This is a genomic window from Proteus vulgaris, assembly GCF_033708015.1.
Lineage (GTDB): Bacteria > Pseudomonadota > Gammaproteobacteria > Enterobacterales > Enterobacteriaceae > Proteus.
Genome location: NZ_CP137920.1, coordinates 1,794,749 through 1,819,291, shown reverse-complemented (window position 1 = coordinate 1,819,291; position 24,543 = coordinate 1,794,749). Strand labels below are relative to the sequence as shown.

General features: G+C 36.7%; 29 protein-coding genes. 15 read left to right on the top strand and 14 right to left on the bottom strand.

Annotated features, from left to right (window positions below):
- Positions 1-142: 142 nt before the first annotated feature.
- The 7 genes from SB028_RS08725 to pspA form a co-directional block, all read right to left on the bottom strand.
- Positions 143-562: a hypothetical protein gene (locus tag SB028_RS08725; protein ID WP_248620618.1), complete on the bottom strand. Its 420-nt coding sequence runs from the start codon at positions 560-562 to the stop codon at positions 143-145.
- 376 nt (positions 563-938) lie between these two features.
- Positions 939-1,982 (bottom strand): YcjF family protein, encoded by a 1,044-nt coding sequence (locus tag SB028_RS08720; RefSeq protein WP_069369275.1) that lies wholly within the window; start codon positions 1,980-1,982, stop codon positions 939-941.
- On the bottom strand, positions 1,979-3,373 hold the full coding sequence (locus tag SB028_RS08715; protein ID WP_069369276.1) for a YcjX family protein: 1,395 nt from the start codon (positions 3,371-3,373) through the stop codon (positions 1,979-1,981). The genes SB028_RS08720 and SB028_RS08715 overlap by 4 nt, the downstream gene beginning before the upstream one ends.
- Complete coding sequence (locus tag SB028_RS08710) at positions 3,354-3,608, bottom strand: peptide permease (RefSeq protein WP_248620617.1); 255 nt, start codon at positions 3,606-3,608, stop codon at positions 3,354-3,356. The genes SB028_RS08715 and SB028_RS08710 overlap by 20 nt, the downstream gene beginning before the upstream one ends.
- A gap of 119 nt (positions 3,609-3,727) precedes the next feature.
- Positions 3,728-4,084, bottom strand: coding sequence for an envelope stress response membrane protein PspC (pspC, locus tag SB028_RS08705; RefSeq protein WP_069369278.1), 357 nt, complete (start codon positions 4,082-4,084; stop codon positions 3,728-3,730).
- The gene (pspB, locus tag SB028_RS08700; RefSeq protein ID WP_069369279.1) at positions 4,084-4,314 is read right to left on the bottom strand and encodes an envelope stress response membrane protein PspB; all 231 of its coding nucleotides are present in this window, start codon (positions 4,312-4,314) and stop codon (positions 4,084-4,086) included. The genes pspC and pspB overlap by 1 nt, the downstream gene beginning before the upstream one ends.
- Before the next feature lie 36 nt (positions 4,315-4,350).
- The gene (pspA, locus tag SB028_RS08695; RefSeq protein WP_069369280.1) at positions 4,351-5,019 is read right to left on the bottom strand and encodes a phage shock protein PspA; all 669 of its coding nucleotides are present in this window, start codon (positions 5,017-5,019) and stop codon (positions 4,351-4,353) included.
- A gap of 211 nt (positions 5,020-5,230) precedes the next feature.
- On the opposite strand from pspA, the gene pspF reads away from it, so the two are divergent.
- The 12 genes from pspF to SB028_RS08635 all read left to right on the top strand — a co-directional run bounded on the left by pspF (position 5,231) and on the right by SB028_RS08635 (position 16,124).
- Positions 5,231-6,226, top strand: coding sequence for a phage shock protein operon transcriptional activator (gene pspF, locus SB028_RS08690; RefSeq protein WP_069369281.1), 996 nt, complete (start codon positions 5,231-5,233; stop codon positions 6,224-6,226).
- A gap of 293 nt (positions 6,227-6,519) precedes the next feature.
- On the top strand, positions 6,520-8,205 hold the full coding sequence (sapA, locus tag SB028_RS08685; RefSeq protein WP_069369282.1) for an ABC transporter substrate-binding protein SapA: 1,686 nt from the start codon (positions 6,520-6,522) through the stop codon (positions 8,203-8,205).
- 3 nt (positions 8,206-8,208) lie between these two features.
- Positions 8,209-9,174, top strand: coding sequence for a putrescine export ABC transporter permease SapB (gene sapB, locus SB028_RS08680; protein WP_069369396.1), 966 nt, complete (start codon positions 8,209-8,211; stop codon positions 9,172-9,174).
- Positions 9,161-10,054 carry a putrescine export ABC transporter permease SapC gene (sapC, locus tag SB028_RS08675; RefSeq protein WP_069369283.1) on the top strand — a complete coding sequence of 298 codons (894 nt, stop codon included), beginning with the start codon at positions 9,161-9,163 and terminating at the stop codon, positions 10,052-10,054. Before sapB ends, sapC begins: the two co-directional genes overlap by 14 nt.
- Positions 10,054-11,055 (top strand): putrescine export ABC transporter ATP-binding protein SapD, encoded by a 1,002-nt coding sequence (gene sapD, locus SB028_RS08670; RefSeq protein WP_069369284.1) that lies wholly within the window; start codon positions 10,054-10,056, stop codon positions 11,053-11,055. The genes sapC and sapD overlap by 1 nt, the downstream gene beginning before the upstream one ends.
- A complete protein-coding gene (gene sapF / locus SB028_RS08665; RefSeq protein WP_069369285.1) occupies positions 11,045-11,854 on the top strand; it encodes a putrescine export ABC transporter ATP-binding protein SapF in 810 nt (269 codons plus the stop codon). The genes sapD and sapF overlap by 11 nt, the downstream gene beginning before the upstream one ends.
- A 207-nt stretch (positions 11,855-12,061) precedes the next feature.
- Positions 12,062-12,850: an enoyl-ACP reductase FabI gene (fabI, locus tag SB028_RS08660; protein ID WP_069369286.1), complete on the top strand. Its 789-nt coding sequence runs from the start codon at positions 12,062-12,064 to the stop codon at positions 12,848-12,850.
- A 234-nt stretch (positions 12,851-13,084) separates the two neighbouring features.
- Positions 13,085-13,789, top strand: coding sequence for a DUF3592 domain-containing protein (locus SB028_RS08655; protein WP_069369287.1), 705 nt, complete (start codon positions 13,085-13,087; stop codon positions 13,787-13,789).
- Positions 13,790-14,000: 211 nt separating this feature from the next.
- Positions 14,001-14,612 carry a glutathione transferase GstA gene (gstA, locus tag SB028_RS08650; RefSeq protein WP_069369288.1) on the top strand — a complete coding sequence of 204 codons (612 nt, stop codon included), beginning with the start codon at positions 14,001-14,003 and terminating at the stop codon, positions 14,610-14,612.
- Positions 14,613-14,713: 101 nt separating this feature from the next.
- Entirely contained in the window at positions 14,714-15,259 is a 546-nt protein-coding gene (locus SB028_RS08645) for a DUF4304 domain-containing protein (RefSeq protein WP_069369289.1), read from the top strand.
- Positions 15,260-15,315: 56 nt separating this feature from the next.
- Complete coding sequence (locus SB028_RS08640) at positions 15,316-15,633, top strand: hypothetical protein (RefSeq protein WP_069369290.1); 318 nt, start codon at positions 15,316-15,318, stop codon at positions 15,631-15,633.
- A gap of 32 nt (positions 15,634-15,665) precedes the next feature.
- Positions 15,666-16,124 carry a hypothetical protein gene (locus SB028_RS08635; protein WP_069369291.1) on the top strand — a complete coding sequence of 153 codons (459 nt, stop codon included), beginning with the start codon at positions 15,666-15,668 and terminating at the stop codon, positions 16,122-16,124.
- A 179-nt stretch (positions 16,125-16,303) separates the two neighbouring features.
- On the opposite strand, the gene pdxY is transcribed toward SB028_RS08635, so the two are convergent.
- From pdxY to anmK, 4 genes are all read right to left on the bottom strand, one after another.
- A complete protein-coding gene (pdxY, locus tag SB028_RS08630) occupies positions 16,304-17,173 on the bottom strand; it encodes a pyridoxal kinase PdxY (RefSeq protein WP_069369292.1) in 870 nt (289 codons plus the stop codon).
- A gap of 123 nt (positions 17,174-17,296) precedes the next feature.
- Positions 17,297-18,571 carry a tyrosine--tRNA ligase gene (tyrS, locus tag SB028_RS08625; RefSeq protein WP_069369293.1) on the bottom strand — a complete coding sequence of 425 codons (1,275 nt, stop codon included), beginning with the start codon at positions 18,569-18,571 and terminating at the stop codon, positions 17,297-17,299.
- Positions 18,572-18,703: 132 nt separating this feature from the next.
- Positions 18,704-19,357 carry a pyridoxamine 5'-phosphate oxidase gene (gene pdxH / locus SB028_RS08620; protein WP_069369294.1) on the bottom strand — a complete coding sequence of 218 codons (654 nt, stop codon included), beginning with the start codon at positions 19,355-19,357 and terminating at the stop codon, positions 18,704-18,706.
- Between the two features lie 43 nt (positions 19,358-19,400).
- Positions 19,401-20,513, bottom strand: coding sequence for an anhydro-N-acetylmuramic acid kinase (gene anmK / locus SB028_RS08615; protein ID WP_069369295.1), 1,113 nt, complete (start codon positions 20,511-20,513; stop codon positions 19,401-19,403).
- 221 nt (positions 20,514-20,734) lie between these two features.
- Between anmK and SB028_RS08610 the strand changes: the two genes are divergently transcribed.
- Positions 20,735-21,202, top strand: coding sequence for a glycine zipper 2TM domain-containing protein (locus SB028_RS08610; RefSeq protein ID WP_069369296.1), 468 nt, complete (start codon positions 20,735-20,737; stop codon positions 21,200-21,202).
- Positions 21,203-21,512: 310 nt separating this feature from the next.
- Here the strand turns inward: SB028_RS08610 and slyA are convergent, their stop codons facing one another.
- Both slyA and SB028_RS08600 read right to left on the bottom strand, forming a co-directional pair.
- Entirely contained in the window at positions 21,513-21,941 is a 429-nt protein-coding gene (slyA, locus tag SB028_RS08605; RefSeq protein WP_069369297.1) for a transcriptional regulator SlyA, read from the bottom strand.
- Positions 21,942-22,393: 452 nt separating this feature from the next.
- Complete coding sequence (locus SB028_RS08600) at positions 22,394-22,633, bottom strand: DUF1289 domain-containing protein (protein ID WP_069369298.1); 240 nt, start codon at positions 22,631-22,633, stop codon at positions 22,394-22,396.
- A 184-nt stretch (positions 22,634-22,817) separates the two neighbouring features.
- On the opposite strand from SB028_RS08600, the gene gloA reads away from it, so the two are divergent.
- Together gloA and rnt are read left to right on the top strand one after the other, a co-directional pair.
- Positions 22,818-23,225 (top strand): lactoylglutathione lyase, encoded by a 408-nt coding sequence (gene gloA / locus SB028_RS08595; RefSeq protein ID WP_036937247.1) that lies wholly within the window; start codon positions 22,818-22,820, stop codon positions 23,223-23,225.
- A gap of 98 nt (positions 23,226-23,323) precedes the next feature.
- On the top strand, positions 23,324-23,962 hold the full coding sequence (gene rnt, locus SB028_RS08590; RefSeq protein ID WP_069369299.1) for a ribonuclease T: 639 nt from the start codon (positions 23,324-23,326) through the stop codon (positions 23,960-23,962).
- Between the two features lie 118 nt (positions 23,963-24,080).
- Here rnt and SB028_RS08585 read toward each other — a convergent pair whose 3' ends face one another.
- Positions 24,081-24,422 carry a Grx4 family monothiol glutaredoxin gene (locus tag SB028_RS08585; protein WP_006537039.1) on the bottom strand — a complete coding sequence of 114 codons (342 nt, stop codon included), beginning with the start codon at positions 24,420-24,422 and terminating at the stop codon, positions 24,081-24,083.
- Positions 24,423-24,543: the final 121 nt, after the last annotated feature.

The following is a 24,543-nucleotide window of genomic DNA, read 5'->3' as shown; positions in this document are numbered from 1 at the left end:
CTTAATACTGAGTGACCCTGAACTAATTCTAGATATTATACATAAATATCAACGAAATAAAGAGGCTTGTCAGCAAAGGTTGACACCACTAGCATTTATTTTTACACAATTAAATTAATCTTCTGCTTTTTAAGCAAGACTATTATGCTTTAAATAAACTAAAAAATGGAAATGAATAGGTTTTTATTATTTTTTTTAGTTCAAAATCGATAAGATGTTCGACATCCTTTAATAAAGGGCTTAATTCTCGACGGATCACCTGTTTGATAGTCTTACATCCATAATCAAAACAAAAAAGGAGATACTTTAATGCGTTTATTGCCCTTTCTTTCTTACCCGACTCAGTGAGATATTCAAAAATTTGGGATATCTCTTTTATTTGAAATGACTTAAGTTGCTTTTGGTATTGCCTCTTTTTAATCTCATTAATCGCTTCACTAATAATAGGGATTAGAATACTGAGTTGATTATCAATAATTGAGATATGAAATGCCGAACTTATATAAAGTTTACGTCTTGATTTAGAAAGTTTCTTTATTAAAGATATTTTCACTTCTTCCATTTTTCAGCCTTTTAAAAAATTATTAACTATTGTTTATAAATAGAAACCTATCTCTATTTATTAAATATCAAGTACCTTATAAAATAGATGATTGTAACCATATTGATATAATAGAACTCTAATCTATTCCTTGATAAGGTTTAACGCTATTTATCACATAAAACTCAAGATACTTTCTTTCAAAAAAGAAATATTTTGATTAAGATATAAAAACACGTTATAGCATTCAATGCCTTATTTTAATAACAATATTTCATCACTTTCGTTATTAAGACGATTTTATATAAACAATATCTTACCAACATTTAAACAAAAAAACCGCAGAATGGTTTCTACGGTTCTTATTTGAAAACAATTAAAAGATGAATATAATAATTTATTCTTTCTTCTTACTACTAATAGTATTCTTTAATTTTCCGATTAACTCTTTTCTAAAGTCGCCTAGTTTAGGTTTATTATCATCAATCCATGGTAAAGGACGGCATAATTCCATTGCTTTTATTCCTAAGCGTGCCGTTAATAAACCAGCGCCAATACCTTGAGCCGCTCTTGTTGATAACCGTGCAGCAAGATCTTGTGAAATCCAGTCCATTCCAACTTCTCTCACCAGTTCCGTCGCACCAGCAAATGCAATATTGACCAAAACAAGACGAAATAGTTTTAAACGACTATAGTAGCCTAATTCGATACCGTAAATTTCTGCAATACGATTAATTAAACGAATATTACGCCAACCAATAAAGGCCATATCAACCATAGCTAGCGGACTGACAGCGATCATTAAAGTTGACTCCGCAGCAGAACGACTAATTTCAGCTCTGGCTTGTTTATCTAAAATAGGTTGAACAAGTTGGCTATAAAGCGTTAATACTTCTTTGTCATTATGTGTGTCATGTAACGCACTTTGCCAACGAATTAATGCGGGATGCTGTGAGCTAATACCCGCTTGTTTAGCCAGTTTTTCACAAAATGGCCGACCATTTCCCATCGCATGGCTATAAAGTAATTCTTTTGCTTTATCTCTTTCATCTGCGCGTTGACGTAGATGATAAATACGGCGCCACTCAGTTATAACAGATCCAATACCAGCAACAACAATTAACCCACCTGCACTGGCTGCACCCAATGCAATCCAGTCAGCATTTATCCATGAGTCATAAATCCATTGCCCCGTTTGGGCAATAACACTAACCCCTAAAATGGTACTCGCAATTGTTAATAAACGTTTCCAAACACTTTTTTTCGGTTTTAAAATTGATTGAACATCACTTTCTAATTGTCCTTCATTTTCTTCATCCAATTGTGGATCAACCGGCAAAAATTGCTCATTTTCATTAAAGCCAACACCTTTTTTCAAAGTAACTTCTTCTTGAAGTATGGGCTCTTTAAAATCAATTCGCGATTTTAATGGCTCATTCATTTTAATTTATCCCCTAACAAGAATTCCATTGCACTATCCATACGAATATGAGGAACTGCACTATCCCTTGATATATGCTGAGGCCTAAAAGATTCGAAGCTAAACCCCTGTTTTTCCCAAAATGATTTTTCAGGTAATCGCTTAGGAACCTCGCCAGGGAAATACACTAATGGTGTATTATCGCTTAAACGAAAACCTTTTAAGGCGGGTATTTTTTCGCCATGATGATCAACAATTCCACTTTCAGTTGCTGCGATAGACGCGAGTCCCATGCAATCAATACTGATCCCTTCAAAAATAGCATTTTGTTTAGCATCTTGAATAAGCTGTTGAAGCAATGAGACTAAATTTTCATGTTGATCAACCGTGATATGGTCAGCTTTTGTCGCTGCAAAGAGAAGTTTATCGATACAAGGAGAAAATAAACGTCTCAATAAAGTTCTTTTTCCATAATGAAAGCTGCGCATTAATTGTGTTAATGCTTGGCGCATATCATTAAAAACATCAGCACCTTGATTTAGAGGTTGTAGGCAATCAACCAAAACAATTTGTCTATCAAATCCTTGGAAATGATCACGATAAAACCCTTTTACAACATGCTGCCCATAATATTCATAGCGCTGTTTTAGCATACCAATATTAGTACGTTTATCTGCGTTCTTTAATTTAGCAATATCGTATTTTTGTAAATCAGCCCATGGGAAAAACTGTAAAACGGGTGCTCCCGCTAATTCACCAGGTAATACAAAACGCCCTGGTTGAATAAAATGAAGTCCTTCTTTTTTACATGCTAATAAATAGTCAGTGTAAGCGGAGGCAATATCAGCTAATAAGGTTTCATCCGCTGGCGCAAAAGGATCACATTTATTAAGAAGTGATAGCCAATGTTGTTCTGGTGACGTTCTTTGTCGATTGACCTTATTCATTTGCTCTGACCATTCAAAATAGTCTTGCTCAAGCATGGGTAAATCCAATAGCCATTCACCAGGATAATCAACAATTTCTAAATAAAGAGAAGATGTTTCTTTTATAAACCGCGTTAAAGATTCATTAGATCGATAACGCAGTTGTAAACGAATTTCACTGACCCCTTTCGTAGGAACAGGCCAACTTGGGGGAGTATGATAAAGTGACTCCATTCCTTCATCATACATAAAACGAGGGATGTTTAAATTGTGTTGAGGAATGCGTTTTACACCGAGTAGTTGCTTATTTCGCGCAGCCGAAAACAGCGGTAAACGCGCACCAGTGTGCACATTAATAAGTTGATTAACTAAAGAGGTAATGAATGCGGTTTTACCACTTCGGCTTAATCCAGTTACGGCCAAACGAAGATGCCTATCAACACCGCGATTAATAAAAGCTGTAAGTTCATTTTGTAGGCGTTTCATGTTTCTCCCAAGACACTTGACGCGATAGCTTATTAAAGCCTGCTTTGATAATAGGCTCAGCTATCAATAGAACCAGCCAACGTAACGGTTTGCTACTTACTCGTTTTAATATACCGCCTGTGATTGCAGCTGGTCCAAATAAAGTGAATAACATTAATCCAAATGTTAACCCTTTTTTGGCTAATTGGGCGAGTTTATTTGTTTTTAAAGAAACGAATATTTGATTGGAATTCACAATACGCTCCTCAATCAGAAATTTTACTCTCTTACAATATAAGCATTGAAAAAGATAAACGGCCTGAAAGAAAGACGCCCCTAAAATGGAGCGTCTTATCAGATTAAATGGCGAAAATATTACAAATCTCGAAAGCGTTTATTTAACTGATAACTAGAAGAGGTAATATAACGCTCCATTTGTTGTAACCGTTTTTCGCCTTGCATCAATTGATTATCTACCCCACTTAAAATTTCTTTTAAGCTTTCTTGCTGATCTTCACCTTGCAGGTAATTAGCAGGAGCAGGCTCCATAAAGAAACTTAAGACAAGATAAGCAATAATCGTTAAACCAAAAAAGCCAGCAAACAGCGCAATCACCGCAATAACCCTGACAAGTAAAACAGGAATATTAAAATAATGGGCTAGGCCTGCGCATACACCACGGATCACGCCCTCTTGTGGCAAGCGATACAATTGTTTGCTCTGCATCGTCATTATGATTGCCTCCAGTTAGGATGTTCTGCATCAAGTATTTGTTCTAATGTCTTAATGCGCTCCTGCATTTGCTGAGCCTTATCCACCAGCGCGCTCAGTCGCTGCATTTCTTGTTGGGTTAGCTGAACATTACCTCCGCCTTTCTGGCTGTTGTAATGCAGCCACAGCCAGATAGGGAGAATAAACAAAATAAAAATGGTCAGTGGTATTCCCAGAAATATATAGCCCATTACATATCCTTTATAAGATGGTTATTACGCTTGCTGTTACTCTTTATTGATATTGATTTTAGCTTTTAATGCCGCTAATTGCGCGCTAATTTCATCATCAGCTTTTAATTCAGCAAACTGTTGGTCTAATGATTTCTCTTTACCTAACCCGTAACTTTGAGCTTCACCTTCCATATGGTCAATACGGCGTTCAAACTGCTCAAAACGTGCCATTGCTGCATCCATTTTGCCACTGTCTAATTGACGACGAACTTGACGAGATGAGTTTGCAGCTTGATGACGTACAACTAAAGACTGCTGTTTTGCGCGTGTTTCAGTAAGCTTATTTTCTAACTCGCTAATTTCGCCTTTTAAACGAGTTAACGTTTCATCAATAATAATCAGTTCGTGTTTCAAGGTGTCATTAACTGATGCTACACGTTGTTTTTCGATTAATGCTGCACGAGCTAAATCTTCTTTTCCCTTGATAAGCGCCAACTCTGCTTTATCCTGCCAATCTTTCATCTGTTTTTCAGCTTGTTCGATACGGCGTTCTAATCCTTTCTTTTCAGCTAAAGTACGTGCAGAGGTTGTGCGGATCTCAACTAACATATCTTCCATTTCTTGGATCATTAGGCGGATCATTTTTTCAGGATCTTCCGCTTTATCTAATAAAGAAGCGATATTGGCATTAATAATGTCAGCAAAACGTGAAAATATACCCATGATGTTATCCTTAATAGCTATGCTAATTAGTGATGTTGATTTATTCACAATGGCGCATTGTCATAACGCCGCATACTTTAGTTAATACAATTTACGTGCCAACTTTTAAGATTCACTTAACTCATTGATAATAAGCGACTTGTATTTTTAGCTTATTTTTTAAACACATGATAAACTGGCAAAAAATACCTCAATATGGTGAATTTAACCAATGAACGAGAATTTAGAGACAATAATCGGCGTTGATAGTCAATTTATTGATGTATTAGAACAAACCTCAGCGCTTGCTCAATTAAAAAAACCGGTATTAATTATTGGCGAACGAGGCACTGGTAAAGAACTGATCGCTCATCGATTACACTACCTTTCCCCTTGGTGGCAAGGACCTTTTATTTCAATCAACTGTTCTGCACTTAATGATAATTTACTTGATTCTGAACTTTTTGGTCATGAAGCGGGGGCTTTCACGGGTGCTAAAAATCGTCATCAAGGACGCTTTGAACGAGCGGATGGCGGTTCTCTTTTTCTAGATGAACTAGCAACAGCGCCCATGCTTGTGCAAGAAAAGCTGCTGCGGGTTATTGAATATGGTCATTTAGAACGAGTGGGAGGCAGTCAATCTCTGCATGTTGATGTTAGGCTGATTTGCGCGACAAATGCAGATCTACCCGCAATGGCTGAAGATGGTAAATTTCGTGCCGATTTACTGGATAGATTAGCGTTTGATGTTATTAGACTTCCGCCATTAAGAGAACGACGTGCAGATATTATGTTGCTTGCTGAGAATTTTGCTATTTCAATGTGCCAAGAGTTAGGTTTACCTTTTTTCCCTGGTTTTAGTGATAGCGCATGCCAAGTACTTTTAAATTATTCATGGCCGGGTAATATTCGTGAGCTAAAAAATGTTGTTGAACGCTCAGTTTATCGTCATGGAACCAGTGATAACACACTCAACACTATTATTATTGATCCTTTTGCTGGTCTTCAAACGCCCAGAATCCCCATATTAAAGACATCGTCTAAAGAAAATTTTTCACTACCTACCTTACCGTTGGATTTGCGTCAATGGCAAAATGATGTAGAAAAAAAATTAGTGAATAATGCATTAAAAGAGAGCTTATATAACCAAAAAGAGGCGGCTGAAAAGTTATCACTAAGCTACGATCAATTCAGAGGGCTAATTAAAAAACACAAAATAACAACTTAATTCATTGATAAATAAATTTTTTAATTTCAAAGTGACTTTGTCAATAATAGGCAAAAAAAAAGCCAGCACCCGAGCTGGCTAGTAAAAAAATACTGGAAGCAATGTGAGCAATGTCGTGCCCTTTGCGGAAAACCTCTTACCGCCGAAGGACAATACGGATGATAATCTTTATCATTAGCATTTGTAAAGCATTTTATTGAGAATTTTTCTCACTTTGTTTTTTTTTGACTATTTTGGGATAGAAAGTTTTTTAAGTTACAATAGCAAAATCGTTTCTCTAAAAGACATTATTTATGCGTCCTATTTTATTTATTGGTACTTTGCTACTCTCCTTTACAAGTGCGGCTTGTCTCGCAGATGTAGCACCCAAAACACAAGCACCATCTATAACGCTTGAGCCAACTCCAATTAATCAAAATGGCTTTGTTTACTGTGTTGATGGCAGTGTAAATACCTTTAATCCACAGTTATCAAGTAGTGGATTAATTATTGATCCTCTAGCGGCACAGCTCTATGATCGTCTTTTAGATGTTGACCCTTACACTTATCGCTTGATCCCTGAAATTGCCGCTCGATGGGAATCATTAGATAACGGCGCGACATACCGCTTTTATTTACGTAAAAATGTCTCTTTTCAACAAACACCTTGGTTTACACCAACACGTAAACTTACTGCTGATGATGTTATTTTTAGTTTTGAAAGGATGATTAATCCACAAAACCCTTTCAATCAAATCAATGGTGGAAAATATCCCTATTTTGATAGTTTAAGTTTTGCCAATAATATCCAATCAATAAAAAGACTAGGTCAATACACGGTAGAATTTAGCTTAAAAGAGCCTGATGCCTCTTTCCTATGGCATTTAGCAACACATTACGCCCCTATTCTTTCAGCTGAATACGCCAAAAATTTAGAAAAATCAGGCGATCAAACACAGCTTGATTGGAAACCGGTCGGAACAGGTCCTTTCTTTCTAGATGAATATCAACCGGGACAATTTGTTCGTTTATTTAGAAATCAAAATTACTGGAAAGGCCAACCAAAAATGCAACAGGTTGTTATCGATATGGGGGCTGGTGGTACTGGTCGTATCTCTAAATTACTCACTGGTGAATGTGATGTTTTAGCCTATCCAGCAGCAAGCCAACTGAAGGTTTTACGTGACGATCCGCGACTGCGGTTAACATTGCGCTCTGGTATGAATATCGCTTATTTAGCCTTTAACACCAGTAAGCCCCCCTTGAATGATCTTAAAGTTCGTCAAGCTATTGCTTATGCCATTAATAATGAACGTTTAATGGAATCTATTTATTATGGTACGGCTGAGACGGCAGCATCAGTCCTTCCTCGTGCATCTTGGGCTTATGATAATCGAGCAAAAATTACAGAATACAATCCTGAGAAATCGAAACAAATTCTTAAAGAACTCGGCCTTGATGAGCTGAAATTAAATCTTTGGGTACCTAGCGCTTCACAATCTTATAACCCAAGCCCATTAAAAATGGCTGAACTCATTCAAGCAGATTTAGCACAGGTAGGCATTCAAATGAATATTCGTCCTATTGAAGGGCGATATCAAGAGACGAGTATGATGGATCGGAGTCATGATATGACCTTATCTGGTTGGTCAACAGACAGTAATGATCCTGATAGTTTTTTCCGTCCTCTATTTAGCTGTGCTGCAATTGGCTCACAAACTAACTTAAGTCATTGGTGTTTACCTAACTTTGATGACATTTTGAAAAAAGCGCTTTATAGTCAGCAACTTGCTTCAAGAATGGATTATTATCATGAGGCTCAAGATATTCTTGCTCAAGAGTTACCTGTATTGCCTTTAGCAAACTCTTTACGTATGCAAGCATATCGTTATGATATTAAAGGATTGGTATTAAGTACTTTTGGTAATGCGTCTTTTGCTGGTGTTTATCGAGAGGCAGAAGTAGATGAGCAGAATCACAAGAAAGAGGCTATAAAATAATCCATGATTATTTATTCAATACGTCGATTGCTTTTATTGCTTGTGACACTGTTCTTTTTGTCGCTAGTGAGCTTTAGCCTAAGTTATTACACACCCAATGCCCCGTTAAGTGGTGCATCACTCACTGATGCCTACTTTTTTTATGCCCATAATATGATCCATTTTGATTTTGGTATTTCCTCTATCAATGGTGAACCTATCAAAGCACAATTGGTAGAAGCACTTCCAGCAACCATGGAGCTTTGTACATTAGCCTTTCTTTTTGCTCTTATTTTAGGTATCCCTGCTGGTATTATTGCGGGGGTTTGGCGTAATAAATCCGCCGATATTATTATCAGTAACTTTGCGCTCTTAGGTTTCTCTGTGCCTGTATTCGGGCTGGCATTGCTACTCACTCTTTTCTTCTCACTCAATTTGGGTTGGCTACCTGTTTCAGGTCGTATTGATTTACTTTATAACTTACAACCGATTACAGGCATTGCATTAGTGGATGCATGGTTATCTGATTCACCTTATCGCCAACAAATGATCATTAACGTATTACAGCATCTGATTTTACCTGTAATAACGTTGGCTATTGCACCAACAACCGAAGTTATTCGATTAATGCGAAACAGTACAGAAGAAATTATGTCCGAAAACTACGTGAAAGCAGCCGCAACGCGAGGTCTTTCTCGTTTTACAATTATTCGTCGACATATTCTTCATAATGCTTTACCCCCTATCATCCCTAAATTAGGCTTACAGTTCTCCACCATGCTTACACTCACTATGGTGACAGAAATTGTATTTAACTGGCCAGGGCTTGGTCGTTGGTTAGTTACAGCAATCCGCCAACAAGATTACTCGGCTATTTCAGCGGGCGTAATGTTAGTGGGTTCAATGGTCATTATTGTCAACGTACTATCAGATATTGTGGGCGCGATGAGCAACCCAATGAAACACAAGGTGGGATATGCCTTTAGATAGCCAATTTTATAAAGAGAAGAAAACCCCTACACCTGCTGCGGTAATTTGGCAATGTTTTTCTAAAGACGTTATTTCTATGGTAGGGTTTTATGGCGTTCTTTTTCTCTTAGTGCTCAGTATTATAGGTCCTTATATTGCGCCTTATGCACTTGACCAACAATTTTTTGGCCATCAACTGACTCCCCCTTCTTGGTATCAAAACGGTAATGTCTCTTATTTCTTTGGTACAGATGATTTAGGACGTGATGTATTTAGCCGAATTTTAATTGGTACAAGTATGACCTTTGGTGGTGCATTTATTGTCACTTTTGCAGCAACACTGATGGGATTAATTATCGGTTGTTTTGCCGGCATGACCCATGGCTTAAAATCCGCCATTCTCAATCATATATTAGATACATTGTTATCCATTCCATCCCTACTGCTTGCTATTATTGTTGTCGCTTTTGTTGGAGCAAGTCTTGGTCACGCGATGATCGCAATTTGGTTAGCACTGTTACCTCGCTTAGTCAGAATGATTTACTCTGCTGTTAATGATGAGTTAAACAAAGAGTATGTTATTGCTTCTCGACTTGATGGTGCATCGAATATTTCCATTTTATGGTATACCGTGTTGCCTAATATTACGCCAGTATTAGTTTCTGAATTAACACGCGCCTTCTCAATTGCTATTCTTGATATTACAGCATTAGGTTTTCTCAATTTAGGTGCCCAACTTCCTTCACCAGAATGGGGAGCGATGTTAGGTGATTCATTAGAGTTAATTTATGTTGCGCCTTGGACAGTCCTAATTCCGGGTGCCACAATTATGATAAGTGTTTTATTGGTGAATCTTTTAGGTGATGGTTTGCAGCGTGCAATAAATGAGGGAGTTGAATAATGCCTTTATTAGATATACGCAATTTAACCATTGAATTTATGACACCTGATGGCCCAGTAAAGGCAGTAGACCGAGTTTCTATAACCCTAAATGAAGGTGAAGTGAGAGGCCTTGTTGGTGAATCAGGATCGGGAAAAAGCTTAATTGCAAAAGCGATTTGTGGCGTGACGAAAGATAATATCAGTGTAACCGCCGATCGTTTCCGTTTTGATGATATCGACTTACTTAAATTATCACCAAAAGCACGACGCCGTGTCATTGGCCATAATGTCTCAATGATTTTCCAAGAGCCACAATCTTGTCTTGATCCTGCGACAAAAATTGAGCAACAGCTTATACAGGCAATCCCCGGTTGGACTTTTAAAGGTCACTGGTGGCAACGCTTTCATTGGCGAAAACGCCGTGCAATTGAACTGTTGCACCGTGTCGGTATTAAAGATCACAAAGATATTATGCGCAGTTATCCTTATGAATTAACTGAAGGTGAATGCCAAAAGGTGATGATTGCCATTGCTATTGCAAATCAGCCTAGATTACTGATTGCAGATGAACCAACTAACGCTATGGAGCCGGCAACACAAACCCAAATCTTTCGTTTACTCACTCGGCTCAATCAGAATAACAATATGACCATTTTGTTGATTAGCCATGATTTACAATGGATGAGTAAATTGGCAAATAAAATTACGGTTATGTATTGTGGTCAAACCGTCGAAACAGCATCCCCTGACGAGTTATTAGTGACACCTTATCATCCTTATACCCAAGCGTTGATCCGTTCTATTCCCGATTTTACCAACTCATTGGCACATAAGAGCCGTTTAAATACATTACCTGGCGCAATCCCCTCCCTTGAGCATTTGCCTGTGGGGTGCCGTTTAGGACCTCGCTGCCCTTATGCGCAACGACAGTGTATTGAAGCACCTCGGTTACGTGTATTTAAAAATCATGCCGTGGCTTGTCATTTTCCGTTGAATGTGGAGCCAACTGATGTTCGATAAACTGCTTGAGGTGAAAAATCTATCAAAAACATTTCGCTATCGTACGGGATTATTTCGGCGTCAGCAGTTAGAAGCCGTAAAACCTGTAAGTTTTACGCTAGAACCCAAACAAACTTTAGCGATTATTGGCGCTAATGGTTCAGGAAAATCAACACTAGCAAGAATGTTATCTGGTGTGACTGAGCCTACGGGGGGCGATATTTTTATTAATGGACATCAACTGTCTTTTGGTGATTACCCTTATCGTAGCCAACGAATTAGAATGATATTTCAAGATCCCACTAACTCATTAAATCCGCGCCAACGTATCGGTCAAACGTTAGAGATCCCTTTACGCCTGAATACAGACTTAAGTGCGATTGAGCGTGAGAAGCGAATTTATCAAACATTACGTCAAGTGGGTCTTTTGCCTGAACATGCAAACTATTATCCTCATATGTTTGCATCAGGTCAGCGCCAACGAATTGCACTTGCACGAGCATTGATATTACAACCTCAAGTCATTATTGCCGATGAGGCAATCGCTTCATTGGATATGTCTTTACGCTCACAAATTATAAACTTGATGTTAGAACTGCAAGAGACTCATGATATTGCCTATATTTATGTGACACAAAATTTGGGCATGACAAAACATATTAGCGATAAAATCATTGTGATGGATAATGGCGAAGTCGTTGAGCGTGGTAATACAGCAGAAGTTCTTGCGTCCCCCTTACATGAAGTCACTCGCAGATTGGTAGCAAGCCACTTTGGTGAAGCCTTAACAGCAGAAGCTTGGCGTCAAGATTTAACTTAAGTGTAAACAATATAAGCCTAATGTTAATTGCACATTATTTCACCCTTTTCCCTTAACTCCTCGGAGGTGCTAGGGAAATTAAACAAATTTACAAATGTCGTGGTAGAATCAGCCACGTTTATTAACAATAAGCGTGATAACCTAACAGATAAATAAAACTGTGAATGATGTTATTATCGCGATTTACGAAAAAACAAGGATACAGCTATGGGCTTTATGACCAGCAAACGCATTCTTATTACTGGTGTTGCTAGTAAATTATCAATTGCTTATGGTATTGCTAAAGCTATGCGTGACCAAGGTGCAGAACTTGCATTTACTTACCAAAATGAAAAACTGAAACCACGCGTTGAAGAATTTGCAGCATCATTAGACTCGAATATCGTATTAGAGTGTGATGTGTCAAAAGATGAAAGCATCGATACTATGTACGCAGAACTTGCAAAAGTTTGGCCAAAATACGATGGTTTTGTTCATTCTATCGGTTTTGCTCCTGCTGACCAATTAGATGGTGATTACGTTAATGCAGTCACTCGTGAAGGTTTTAAAATTGCTCACGACATCAGTGCATACAGCTTCGTTGCTATGGCGAAAGCAAGCCGTAAGATGCTAAATCCAAATTCAGCTCTATTAACTCTAACTTATTTAGGCGCTGAACGTGCAATCCCTAACTATAACGTTATGGGTCTGGCAAAAGCCTCTTTAGAAGCTAACGTTCGTTATATGGCAAATGCTATGGGTCCTGAAGGTATTCGTGTTAACGGTATTTCTGCGGGTCCAATCCGTACATTAGCGGCATCTGGTATCAAAGATTTCCGTAAAATGTTAAGCCATTGCGAATCAGTAACGCCTCTGCGTCGTACTGTAACAACCGAAGATGTGGGTAATACAGCAGCATTCCTATGCTCTGACTTATCTGGCGGTATCACAGGTGAAATCGTTCACGTAGATGGTGGTTTCAGCATCGCGGCAATGAATGAATTAGAACTAAAATAATTCTGTTCTATGAATAATAAAAACCAGCCTTACAACTAAGGCTGGTTTTTTTATGCCGCTTTTCTACTTTTCCTCTTAACTCGATTAACTTTTGTATTTTTATCTTATATATTTCTTCCTTCATTATTAATATTATAAATCATTAGCTAAATTTCACTTTTTTAGCTTTATTCCTATAAGTTTTTCATTCTATTAGCGATAGAATAATCACATATTAATAAAAGGATTTAATGTATGAAGAAATTTAGATTTCTGTTTTATATTTTTGCTCTTATTGGTGCAATTATTTTTATTGTAGCTTTATTTGTTATTAAATCTGAATTAAATGTAGTAAGAAATGGAATAGAAACAACCGGCATTGTTATTGACCAAAGTGTGAGTAAATCATCTAATGGCAGCTACCTTTATCACCCTATTATTCAGTTTAGCACAGAAGATAATAGAGAAATAACATTTCGCTCACCGGAGGGTAGGAGCCAATCTCGCTTTCACCTTGGCGAAAGAATTAATGTTATTTATCTTCCAACTGAACCACACAGAGCCACAATAAATAATTTTTTAGGTTTATATGGTGCGGGAACAATATTAAGTATTTTTGGATTAGTTTTTGCGTCAACAGGGCTTATCCCTTTGTATTTTATCAGAAGAAGAGCCACAAGAGATCAACGATTAAAACGAGATGGAATGCCTATCAATGTAAAAATATCTGAAATTATCATTAATAATCATATTCGTTTTAATCACCGTAATCCCTATCAAATTATTGCTGATTATCACGATACATTAAACAATCGATTAATTCGTTATAAAAGTGGCTATATCTTTTTTGATCCTACCCCTTATATTAATAGAGAGTTCGTGACAGTCTATGTTGATAAAAAAAATCCTAAAATTTATTACCTTGATATTTCATTTTTACCTTCATTTGAAGAGTCATAAATAAATACTCCTTATATTTATAATATATAAGGAGTATTTTTTCGTGTATTTTCATCAATTAACTGCCTTGTTCACAGATTTACAAAAGCCTTTTTTATTCGCACCATTTGAGTTTGCTAATTTCTTAGAACCTCTTATCATCTTATATTAGTGAAGATATTCTGATATCTGTAACTTAATTCGCCATCTCATTGATAGGGAGCTATTCAATATGAAATTGTACTACACGCCAGGTAGTTGCTCACTTTCCCCTCATATCGTTTTACGTGAAACAGGTTTAGATTTCTCAATAGAGCGTATCGATTTACGTGCTAAGAAAACAGAATCAGGGAAAGACTTTCTAACCATCAATCCCAAAGGGCAAGTTCCTGTTCTTCAATTAGATAATGGTGATATTTTGACTGAAGGTGTTGCAATTGTTCAATATCTTGCGGATTTAAAACCTGATAGAAATTTAATTGCGCCCCCAAAATCACTAGAGCGTTATCATCAAATTGAGTGGTTAAACTTTCTTGCAAGTGAAGTGCATAAAGGCTATGGCCCTCTATTTTCACCAGAGACACCTGAAAGCTATATACCTATTGTTAAAAGTAAATTAAAGAGTAAATTTGCTTATATTAATGATGTATTGAGTAAACAAAAATGTGCATGTGGTGAGCATTTTACCGTTATTGATGCCTATTTATTTACATTAAGCCAGTGGGCACCGCATGTTGGTTTAGATTTAACGGATTTAACACACCTACAAAACTACCTAATACGCATTGCGCAACGACCTAATGTGCACAGCGCACTGGTCACTGAAGGGTTACTTAAAGAGTAATATCCCTTAGCTCTTATTTAAAATAACTCAGGTAAATTGCCTATCTGAGTTATTTTTAACATTTACCTCCTAGATTTAAGTCAATAAGGATATCGACCATAATGAGTGCGTTTAGTCAGTTTTTTATTAAACAGGGATTTCGTAAAATTAATGAAAATAATGTTTTTCAAACATCTCATTTTTATACCAAATCAATTAACTTACAACGTAAAAGCAGTGGAGATAAATATTTTATTAATCTCGGTGTTTCCCCTATTATTCCTAACTTAGAAACATTCTCAAATAAAGAAATTGATTCCATTATACGTTTTAGAATTCATCCTCAAGGCGATTTTCCTATAGAAACAATAAATAGTCATGATTTTTTCAAATCTTTATTTGAATCTAGAATTACAGATTTTTTTGATAATTTTATATCACTTGATGATGTGTTTTCACCGATCACACTGAATATGATAGAAAACCGTACACTTCCCAATTATTTAATGCATACTATTACTCAAACCACTTTAAGTCATGTTTGTGCTAAATATTGGCTATCATTGAATAACATTGATACAGCTAAAGAATTTGCCCACTATGGATTGAGTAAAATAAAATTAGGGGGTGGCATGAAAAAAGTATTTAAAGAAATTATAACGCTATAATTTCTTTGATATTGTGTTTAACAAGATAATGCGTTAAAAGAAATTGGCATACGAATATGAGTAAAATCCATGCGACAATAACGTTGTTTACAACACAATTAGGCGGTAGAAGATCACCGATGACTTCATCTCGACCTTATCACTGCCCTCTTTTTTTCGCATCTCCTATTGAAATAGCACAACATGGGTTTGATTGTAGAATACTTATCAACGAGCTAGAAATAAATCTCTATCCAGGTGAAACTGCAAACAACATTCCCATCATATTCCTATCGCCTGAAGAAATATTTCCTTATTTAAAAATCAATATGAGTTTTAATATTTGGGAGAATGGTTATATTGGGGAAGGTATAATTACAAAGATCTTTCCATGATTATTTGGCTAATTGAATAAAAGAAATATTTTATGATAACCATTCGCACTTATTTAAAAGTTAAAAATAGTTTTATTGAAATTAATGACTACACCGGAAATCTAGATGACACTTTTTATATTGAAGGTGCAATAGAGTTATCTATTTATAATATCCAAATAATCGATACAGGGATGTGGGATTATGTTGATCAATTATGGAGCTACCTGATTGAAGGTTTAGTTAAAATAAGTAAAAATCAAGAGTTTAAAACAAACTTTCCCGACCAACCTATTGAAATAAAATTTCAGCCTATCAATGAAAATGTGCTCATTACCATCAATGCCAATAAATCAAGAAAATCGTTCATTAAAAAAGATCTGCTTATAAAAACAATGGCATTACATGCACAAAGTTTTTTTAATAAATTGGTAACCTTTAAAGGTATTGTTCTTAATGATTATGCTGTTGATTTTAAAAATATAGAAAACTTACTAAAAAAATACAGTTAATATAAAACTAAAGGAAATAAAATAAATAATAATTTCGAGCACTGCGAAAAAATATTTTTTTACGACATATAATATTATTTTTGTTCTTATATTCCATCGATATCTGACAACTGACCGCCTAAAAAAACGGAAACGATTAAGCCTCCGTTCTTGTTTTAATTAAATGCGTTTTATTACAATTAATCTATCTGTGTTGCGCAGAATCTGTGTGTTGGATGCACCATTTGATCTTGAGCAGCAACAAGTTGCAGTTCGTACTCATTCATCTCTTTCGTTTTTAGCATCACTTCATAAACCGCCGCGGCAACGTGTTCTAATGCAGTTTGTAATTCAACACCTTTAAGTAAATCCACCAGCATTAAGCCACTTGTTAAGTCACCGACACCCACAGGTTGACGCTCACCAAAATCAACTAATGGACGACTAACATGCCAACTGTGTTCTGCCGTTACTAGCAGCATTTCAAAGCGATCATGACGATATCCTGCACGTGATAAGTGTTTGACTAATACAATCTTAGGGCCTTGTTTACACAATTCACGAGCTGCATTGACGCATTCATCAACATTATGAAGGGCTTTGCCACCACTTAATGTTTCAAGCTCTAATAAATTAGGTGCAATGATATCACTAATAGGTAATGCTTTTTCACATAGCACGCCTGAAACAGCGGGAGGAACGATACACCCTTTTTCAGGATGTCCCATGACAGGATCACAAAAATACCATGCGTTAGGATTTGCTTGTTTTACTTTTTTGACGATATCAACAATGCGTAAACCTTGTTCAGCCGATCCCAAATAGCCACTTAGTACCGCATCACATTGTGAAAGTTTACCGATTGCGGCAATACCATCAACAATTTCAGTAATATGTTCTGCTGACATGACGCAGCCAGTCCATTTTTCTGGGTATTGTGTGTGATTTGAAAATTGCACGGTATTTAGAGGCCAAACATTCACCCCCATACGACGCATTGGAAACTCAGAGGCGCTGTTACCAGCATGACCGAAAACAACATGTGATTGAATAGAGAGTATATTTTTCATGACATAAACCGATTATTGTGAATACACACAACACCCAAGCTTTATCATCATAGGCGAGGTATATACGTTTATTTATTGTTATTAAGAAAAAGGGCAACTCACCAGCTGCCCTTTACTGTCAATTTATTTCCAGATAACAAGGCAGTAATGTTTTTTACCGCGACGCAAAATGGAATAATGACCAAATAAGAAATCATTTTCTTCAAAGACGTATTCAGGGTTGTCTTGTTTTTCGCCATTAATTGAAACTGCGTTAGAGCCGATCATTGTACGAGCCTGACCACGAGAAGGAACTAATTCCGCATTAACCAGTGCTTGTTGCAAATCACTGCCTTTTTCTAACTCAATTGTTGGCATACCATCTTGTGCTAATTGTTCAAGATCAGCTTGCGTTAAATCTGCAATTGCACCCGAAAACAAGCTTTCTGTAATACGTTTAGCAGCGATCAAACCTTCTTCACCATGAACTAAACCAGTAACGAGTTCTGCTAATACACGTTGAGCACGAGGCGCTTGACCACTATTTTTATCTTCTTCTTCAAGTGCATTAATTTCTTCAATGCTCATAAATGTGAAGAATTTTAAGAAGCGATAAACGTCAGCATCTGCTGTGTTGATCCAGAACTGGTAGAATTTGTATGGGCTTGTTTTTTTAGGATCTAACCAAACCGCTCCGCCTTCTGTTTTACCAAATTTAGTTCCATCAGATTTAGTAATTAATGGCACAGTCATACCAAATACTTGTTTCTGATTGAAACGACGGGTTAAATCGATACCTGAAGTGATATTACCCCACTGATCAGAGCCACCGATTTGTAATTCAACACCTAAATGCGTATTTAATGACGCAAAGTCATAAGCTTGCAATAGGTTATAGGCGAATTCAGTAAAAGAGATCCCCACATCGTCACGGTTTAAACGTTGTTTAACCGCTTCTTTGTTGATCATTTGGTTCACAGAGAAGTGTTTACCGATATCACGCAGGAATGTCAGCACATCCATTTGACCGAACCAGTCATAGTTGTTTGCTAATTCCGCACTGTTTTCACCACTGTTGAAATCTAAGAAAGGTGACACTTGTTTACGAATTTTTTCTACCCATTCGTGAACAGTATCTTGGGTATTCAGTTTGCGCTCGGTGGCTTTAAAACTAGGATCACCAATTAGACCCGTTGCACCACCCACCAACGCCACAGGCTTATGCCCGGCTAGTTGGAATCGTTTTAAACACAGCAAAGGAACCAAATGCCCCAAGTGCAGGCTATCAGCGGTTGGATCGAAGCCACAATAGAGAGCGATAGGACCTTGCTCCAAACGCTCTACTAAAGCTGCCTCATCCGTGACCTGAGCGATTAGCCCACGCTCCTGCAATTGTGTGATTAGGTTCTTGCTAGACATCAATGACTCCATCGGTTTATTGTTTTTTGTCTATTTAAAATATAAGTGAAACACAAGTGGTATAGCATAAAGCGCCACTACATTAAGTACCAGTAGAAAAAGACTTTTTGAGGTAAATTTATTAACACATTATTAAGGTGCTAATCGCTCAATGTCCCATCCTTGTGGTGATTTTTGGTAGATAAAGCGATCATGTAGACGATTTTCTCGCCCTTGCCAAAATTCGACAGAATCAAATGTCACTCGATATCCCCCCCAGAAACTCGGTAATGGCACTTCTCCATTTTGGAATTTCTGTTTTAATTCTAGGAATTTACTTTCTAACACGCCTCTTGCCGAGATACGGGAAGACTGTTGAGAAGCCCATGCCGCAATTTGACTATCTTTAGGGCGACTATGGAAATATTTAATGACTTCAATGGGAGAAAGCTTTTCAGCTTTCCCTAAAAAACAAACTTGCCTTTCTAATGGATACCAAGGGAATAATAAACTAACGCGTTGATTGTGTTCTAAATGACTCGCCTTGCGACTGCCCAAGTTAGTGTAAAAGACTAAGCCATGTTCATCGAAGTGTTTTAATAACACGATACGTTGGTAAGGTTGGCCATTTTCATCAACAGTTGCAACACACATTGCAGTAGGATCACTCAAACGCGCTTCACAAGCCTGCTTCAACCACTTTTCAAACAAAACTAATGGCTGTTCAGTTAATTCATGACGTCGTAGTCCACCATTCATATATTCGCGGCGTAAATCTGCAACATCAATAAAATCAAGTTCTGTCATTTTTCACTCTCTCTTTTGAGAAACTGTATTCAGCATATCACGCTTAACGAGGATTTGTAGGGTAAATCGCCCCTAAAACAGTTTCTCTTGATGCCCCTGTTACAGAAGGTAAATTTCCTGATTCATTTGCAATAGTACGAGCAGCTAACCAAGCAAATGCCAACGCTTCCATATCATCGCCACTTAACCCATATTTATCTGTTGTCGCAACTTCTGTACCGGGTAATAGTGCCGCTAAACGATGCATTATTTGTCCATTTCTCGCCCCACCACCACAAACGAGTAAACGTTCACATCCACCGTTTAGTTGGATCTGTTGCACAATACTTATCGCCGTTAATTCCACGAGTGTTGCTTGTACATCTTCAGGAAAAACATTAGGTACTCTTGCTAAATAGTAATTTAGCCATTGTGTATTAAAATATTCTCGCCCTGTACTTTTAGGTGCTGAACGCGAAAAGTAAGGATCCGAAAGCATATCTTTCAATAAAATTGGGTTCACCGTACCCGTCGCAGCCCATTTACCATTATCATCATAGGGTGTTTGGTTATGGATCCAATTCCAGCTATCTAATAGCATATTTCCTGGCCCCGTATCGTAACCTTTGACGGCAATACCGGGTAATAACAATGAGATATTGGCGATACCACCAATATTTAAAATCACGCGTTTTTCAGCAGGATGTCCTAATACAGCAAGATGAAAAGCCGGTACTAAAGGTGCACCTTGTCCGCCGTAAGCAATATCTTTGCGGCGAAAATCACCAACTGTCGTAATTCCTGTCAATGCAGCAACACGGTTGTTGTCACCAATTTGCATAGTAAAGGGCATATCACTTTCTGGCTCATGCCAAACAGTTTGTCCATGGCACCCTATCGCCGTAATATCACTCGCACTAAGTTTTACTTTTGCAAGCAACTCTATAATTGCTTGCGCATAAAGTTCACCCAATTGGGCGTCTAATAGACCGATTTCATGCAAGGTTGTAGATTGCCCTTGGCAAACAGCTAAAATTCGTTGGCGTAGATTTTGTGGATAAGGTAAAAAATGAGTTTCTTGTTGTGCAACGAACTTATTATTGATTGCAGCTAATACAACATCAACACCATCTAAACTTGTGCCTGACATCACGCCAATGTACCGCCCTGCTCTCATGTTCTTTTCCTTATAATCAAGATGATGCAAACTTTTAACATATAATGTTATATTCTCTCTTTTCAGAAATCTCTTCTGTTTTTACTATCGGCCTTTACTATATAATAAGCTATATATTATTAAAATCAGTGTCGACATACGCAAAAAACAAGCTATAACTGATACTAGATAACATTTGTATAATCTGAGCCATTTACATCAGATTTTCTTTAGGAGTAACTATGTTTAAGCATTTACTTATTGGTCTTTTTACAATGACTGTACTTACTGGTTGTGTGAATACAAATTCACTATCCGGTGATACTTATACCGCAAGTCAAGCGAAACAAGCACAAAATATTACTTATGGTACAGTGGTTTCTGTGCGTGCAGTAAATATTCAAGCGGGTAGCGATGAAAATATTTTAGGTGCTATCGGTGGTGCCGTTCTCGGTGGTATGTTAGGTAATACTGTGGGTGGTGGTACAGGTCGTAACCTTGCAACAGCCGCTGGTGCAATTGCAGGGGGTATGGCAGGGCAACAAGCACAAGGTGCTTTAAATACCACTAAGGGTGTTCAAATTGAAGTTCGTTTAGATACGGGTAAAACTGTTGCTATCGTTCAAAAAGCAGATAATACAGTTTATAGTCAAGGTCAACGTGTTGCAGTTATTGGTAACGGAAATAACTTAACGGTTTCTCCTCGCTAATTAGCAACAAAAAACAGGCAACGTTATTGTTGCCTGTTTTATTTTATGACTCAATAATAAGTAACCTAAAGAGAAAGCGGATATATAATCTAGTTATTAGAATTAGAAATATATAATGTTTTTTGCTATATACTCGTCATATTTCAAGCTTCAGTATTGTTGATGTCCTTTACCCCCACCAATCACATATTTTATATATCTCTAGTGCTCCACTCACTTGTTATCTCGCTGAGAAACAAATTAATTAGAGTATAGTTAACATCATATTAATAATATTATTTAAATAGAATATATATTAAATTTGAAATTATTAGTCATTTAACCTATTTATGTTTTTTTCTAGTTTTTGGATTATACCTATTAGCCTTTCGATTTCGTCTTGTTGGATACCTTCTAATATTTCTCGTCTCGTTTTTTCTATAACAGTATAAACCTCATTAATAAAAGGCTCAGACTCTTTTGTTAGCTTTATACGTTTTGCTCTTCGATCATTTGCACATGTATGCCTACATATCAGTTTTTTTTCTTCCAATTGATCTAGGGTTCTCACTAAAGACGGTTGTTCGATTCCTATTGCTTTTGCCAATTGGATTTGTGACTGCTCTGGAGGTAATTGGCTGATATTGTACAATGTAACCCAATGGGTTTGAGTTAATTTTAATGGTTTGAGACGATGATCAATTACAGCACGCCATAATCGAACTAAACGCGCTAAATCAGCTCCTAATTTTGATTCCACTTATCTCTCCTTAATTAGCATTTTCAGTCAACTTATTACAAAGTTTAGATATTCATTTTTAATACAATTATTACCTATTCTTTTTAATTAAAACATTACCTTTAATAACTAATATAGTTATAATCCCATTTATTAGATAAGTAATTATTTTCCAGACATAATAATATCATTTCTTTCCAGCAGCGAAAGTTCATAAAGAATAACCTTGTTATAAAAACTAATCTATATTTTTTTACATAATAATTATTATTATTTTAAAACCAACATCAGAAGAAGGAGAAATATATTATTATATCAATCAATTAAAAGAAAAAATAACGCAACAACACTATAAAATCATCGCGTTATATTAATAAAGAAAAAATAATAAACCACACAACTACAATAAATAACAATAATGAATAAAAAAGATAATTAATTATTATTCTAACATTAAAAAATAAGTAGAATATTTAAAATAAATTGAGTTGTTCATTCTCTTTTTCAATTGAAGAACTCGATTTTTTTAATGTTCTTAAATAACGTTGCTGACAAAGTCGTAATATATTTCTTTTTTCTTGTTGATTCATTGTTGACCAATTAAAGCGCTCTTGACGACTGCGATAGCATCCAACGCAATATCCTTGTACATTCATTTCACAACGTCCAATGCAAGGACTAGGAATATCAAAAAATTCTAATTGTTCTTGCATTTGATTTTCCCTCCCTATTGTTTGTTACAATAGAGTATAGTTAATAGAGATATTATCTGCACAACATGATTTATTGAACTGTTAAAGGCGTAGTAAAATTGAACTTTAGGGCTTTAACGCGTTATAGTACCCCGCCATCAGTTTATCTGTAGGGTTTAATCATTAAAAAACACAAGAGGTTTATATGCGAGTACTTCATACCATGATCCGTGTGGGCGATTTACAACGTTCTATCGACTTTTATACCAAGGTTTTAGGTATGCAACTTCTACGCACTAGCGAGAATGAGGAATATAAATACTCGTTAGCTTTTGTTGGTTATGGTGATGAAAGCACCGGTGCGGTTATTGAATTAACCTATAACTGGGGTGTAAACAGCTACGAAATGGGCACTGCTTTTGGGCATGTGGCATTAGGTGTTGATGATGTTGCTGCAACCTGTGAAGCCATTCGCCAAGCGGGCGGTAATGTTACCCGCGATGCCGGCCCAGTAAAAGGTGGCTCAACAATTATTGCTTTTGTTGAAGATCCTGATGGATATAAAATCGAGCTCATCGAAAACAAAAGTGCAAGTCACGCTCTAGGTAACTAAATTTTATTTTAAAACCAGAAAGATAGCATGTTTATCTTTCTGGCCTTACTGATTATCAATTTCCGATATTCTCTTTTTATCGGATAAGTACAAACTTAATGCCTGATATAAATAATCCCAATAAGCTTTGTAACCGTTTTCGGGGTTACTACCCTGTTGTCATTGATGTTGAAACAGGTGGATTTAATGCGAAAACAGACGGTTTACTTGAAATCGCCGCCATAACATTAAAAATGGATGAACAAGGTTGGCTAAAACCTGATAATACATTACATTTTCATGTTGACCCCTTTGAAGGGGCTAATCTAGAACCCGCCGCCTTAGAATTTACAGGTATTGATCCAACCAATCCTTTGCGTGGCGCTGTGAGTGAATATGAAGCCCTTCATGCTATTTTTAAAATGGTGCGTAAAGGTATGAAGGATGCAGATTGCAATCGCGCCATTATTGTGGCTCATAATGCAAATTTTGATCACAGCTTTGTAATGGCTGCTGCTGAGCGTGCAGGATTAAAACGTAATCCTTTTCACCCTTTTGCCACCTTTGATACCGCAGCTTTAAGTGGATTGGTATTAGGGCAGACAATTTTGGCTAAAGCCTGTATCACTGCCGGTATTCCCTTTGATAGCAAATTAGCGCATGGTGCATTATACGATACTAACCGCACATCATTACTTTTTTGCGAATTAGTTAACCGTTGGAAAAAACTTGGTGGATGGCCATTGCCTACACCTTGAAATCATGATTTCTCTGATACATTTATGAATAACATAAAAAGCCAGTTCATAATGAACTGGCTTTTTATTGAAAATATCATTACTTTTATGCATTTCAATATGAAACGATAAAAATTAATTACTGCGCTTCTTCTTCACCACGATATTTATCAGCAGTCTCTTTTAATAACTTCTGTAATTCACCGCGTTGATACATTTCTAAAATAATGTCACATCCACCGACTAATTCACCATCTACCCATAATTGTGGGAAGGTTGGCCAGTGCGCATATTTTGGTAACTCTGCACGAATATCTGGGTTTTGCAAGATATCAACATACGCAAAACGCTCACCACAAGCAGAAATAGCTTGAACTGCCTGAGCAGAAAAACCACAACTTGGTAATTTTGGTGAACCTTTCATGTATAAAATAATTGGGTTTTCATTGATCTGGCGTTCAATTTTTTCAATAGTCGTCATTTATTACGTCCTTACAGCCTTTTATATTCGATATGCTTTATATAGGGAAAACATGAAAGAAGAATACCACTTTATATTAGAAAGCTCTACGTAAAGTTTATTTTTAATAAAAATCAACTTG

Coding starts and splice junctions, on each gene's coding strand:
- SB028_RS08725 (WP_248620618.1), bottom strand. CDS start 562: ATGGAAGAAGTGAAAATATCTTTAATAAAGAAACTTTCTAAATCAAGA.
- SB028_RS08720 (WP_069369275.1), bottom strand. CDS start 1,982: ATGAATGAGCCATTAAAATCGCGAATTGATTTTAAAGAGCCCATACTT.
- SB028_RS08715 (WP_069369276.1), bottom strand. CDS start 3,373: ATGAAACGCCTACAAAATGAACTTACAGCTTTTATTAATCGCGGTGTT.
- pspC (WP_069369278.1), bottom strand. CDS start 4,084: ATGACGATGCAGAGCAAACAATTGTATCGCTTGCCACAAGAGGGCGTG.
- pspB (WP_069369279.1), bottom strand. CDS start 4,314: ATGGGCTATATATTTCTGGGAATACCACTGACCATTTTTATTTTGTTT.
- pspA (WP_069369280.1), bottom strand. CDS start 5,019: ATGGGTATATTTTCACGTTTTGCTGACATTATTAATGCCAATATCGCT.
- pspF (WP_069369281.1), top strand. CDS start 5,231: ATGAACGAGAATTTAGAGACAATAATCGGCGTTGATAGTCAATTTATT.
- sapA (WP_069369282.1), top strand. CDS start 6,520: ATGCGTCCTATTTTATTTATTGGTACTTTGCTACTCTCCTTTACAAGT.
- sapB (WP_069369396.1), top strand. CDS start 8,209: ATGATTATTTATTCAATACGTCGATTGCTTTTATTGCTTGTGACACTG.
- sapC (WP_069369283.1), top strand. CDS start 9,161: ATGCCTTTAGATAGCCAATTTTATAAAGAGAAGAAAACCCCTACACCT.
- sapD (WP_069369284.1), top strand. CDS start 10,054: ATGCCTTTATTAGATATACGCAATTTAACCATTGAATTTATGACACCT.
- sapF (WP_069369285.1), top strand. CDS start 11,045: ATGTTCGATAAACTGCTTGAGGTGAAAAATCTATCAAAAACATTTCGC.
- fabI (WP_069369286.1), top strand. CDS start 12,062: ATGGGCTTTATGACCAGCAAACGCATTCTTATTACTGGTGTTGCTAGT.
- SB028_RS08655 (WP_069369287.1), top strand. CDS start 13,085: ATGAAGAAATTTAGATTTCTGTTTTATATTTTTGCTCTTATTGGTGCA.
- gstA (WP_069369288.1), top strand. CDS start 14,001: ATGAAATTGTACTACACGCCAGGTAGTTGCTCACTTTCCCCTCATATC.
- SB028_RS08645 (WP_069369289.1), top strand. CDS start 14,714: ATGAGTGCGTTTAGTCAGTTTTTTATTAAACAGGGATTTCGTAAAATT.
- SB028_RS08640 (WP_069369290.1), top strand. CDS start 15,316: ATGAGTAAAATCCATGCGACAATAACGTTGTTTACAACACAATTAGGC.
- SB028_RS08635 (WP_069369291.1), top strand. CDS start 15,666: ATGATAACCATTCGCACTTATTTAAAAGTTAAAAATAGTTTTATTGAA.
- pdxY (WP_069369292.1), bottom strand. CDS start 17,173: ATGAAAAATATACTCTCTATTCAATCACATGTTGTTTTCGGTCATGCT.
- tyrS (WP_069369293.1), bottom strand. CDS start 18,571: ATGTCTAGCAAGAACCTAATCACACAATTGCAGGAGCGTGGGCTAATC.
- pdxH (WP_069369294.1), bottom strand. CDS start 19,357: ATGACAGAACTTGATTTTATTGATGTTGCAGATTTACGCCGCGAATAT.
- anmK (WP_069369295.1), bottom strand. CDS start 20,513: ATGAGAGCAGGGCGGTACATTGGCGTGATGTCAGGCACAAGTTTAGAT.
- SB028_RS08610 (WP_069369296.1), top strand. CDS start 20,735: ATGTTTAAGCATTTACTTATTGGTCTTTTTACAATGACTGTACTTACT.
- SB028_RS08600 (WP_069369298.1), bottom strand. CDS start 22,633: ATGCAAGAACAATTAGAATTTTTTGATATTCCTAGTCCTTGCATTGGA.
- gloA (WP_036937247.1), top strand. CDS start 22,818: ATGCGAGTACTTCATACCATGATCCGTGTGGGCGATTTACAACGTTCT.
- rnt (WP_069369299.1), top strand. CDS start 23,324: ATGCCTGATATAAATAATCCCAATAAGCTTTGTAACCGTTTTCGGGGT.
- SB028_RS08585 (WP_006537039.1), bottom strand. CDS start 24,422: ATGACGACTATTGAAAAAATTGAACGCCAGATCAATGAAAACCCAATT.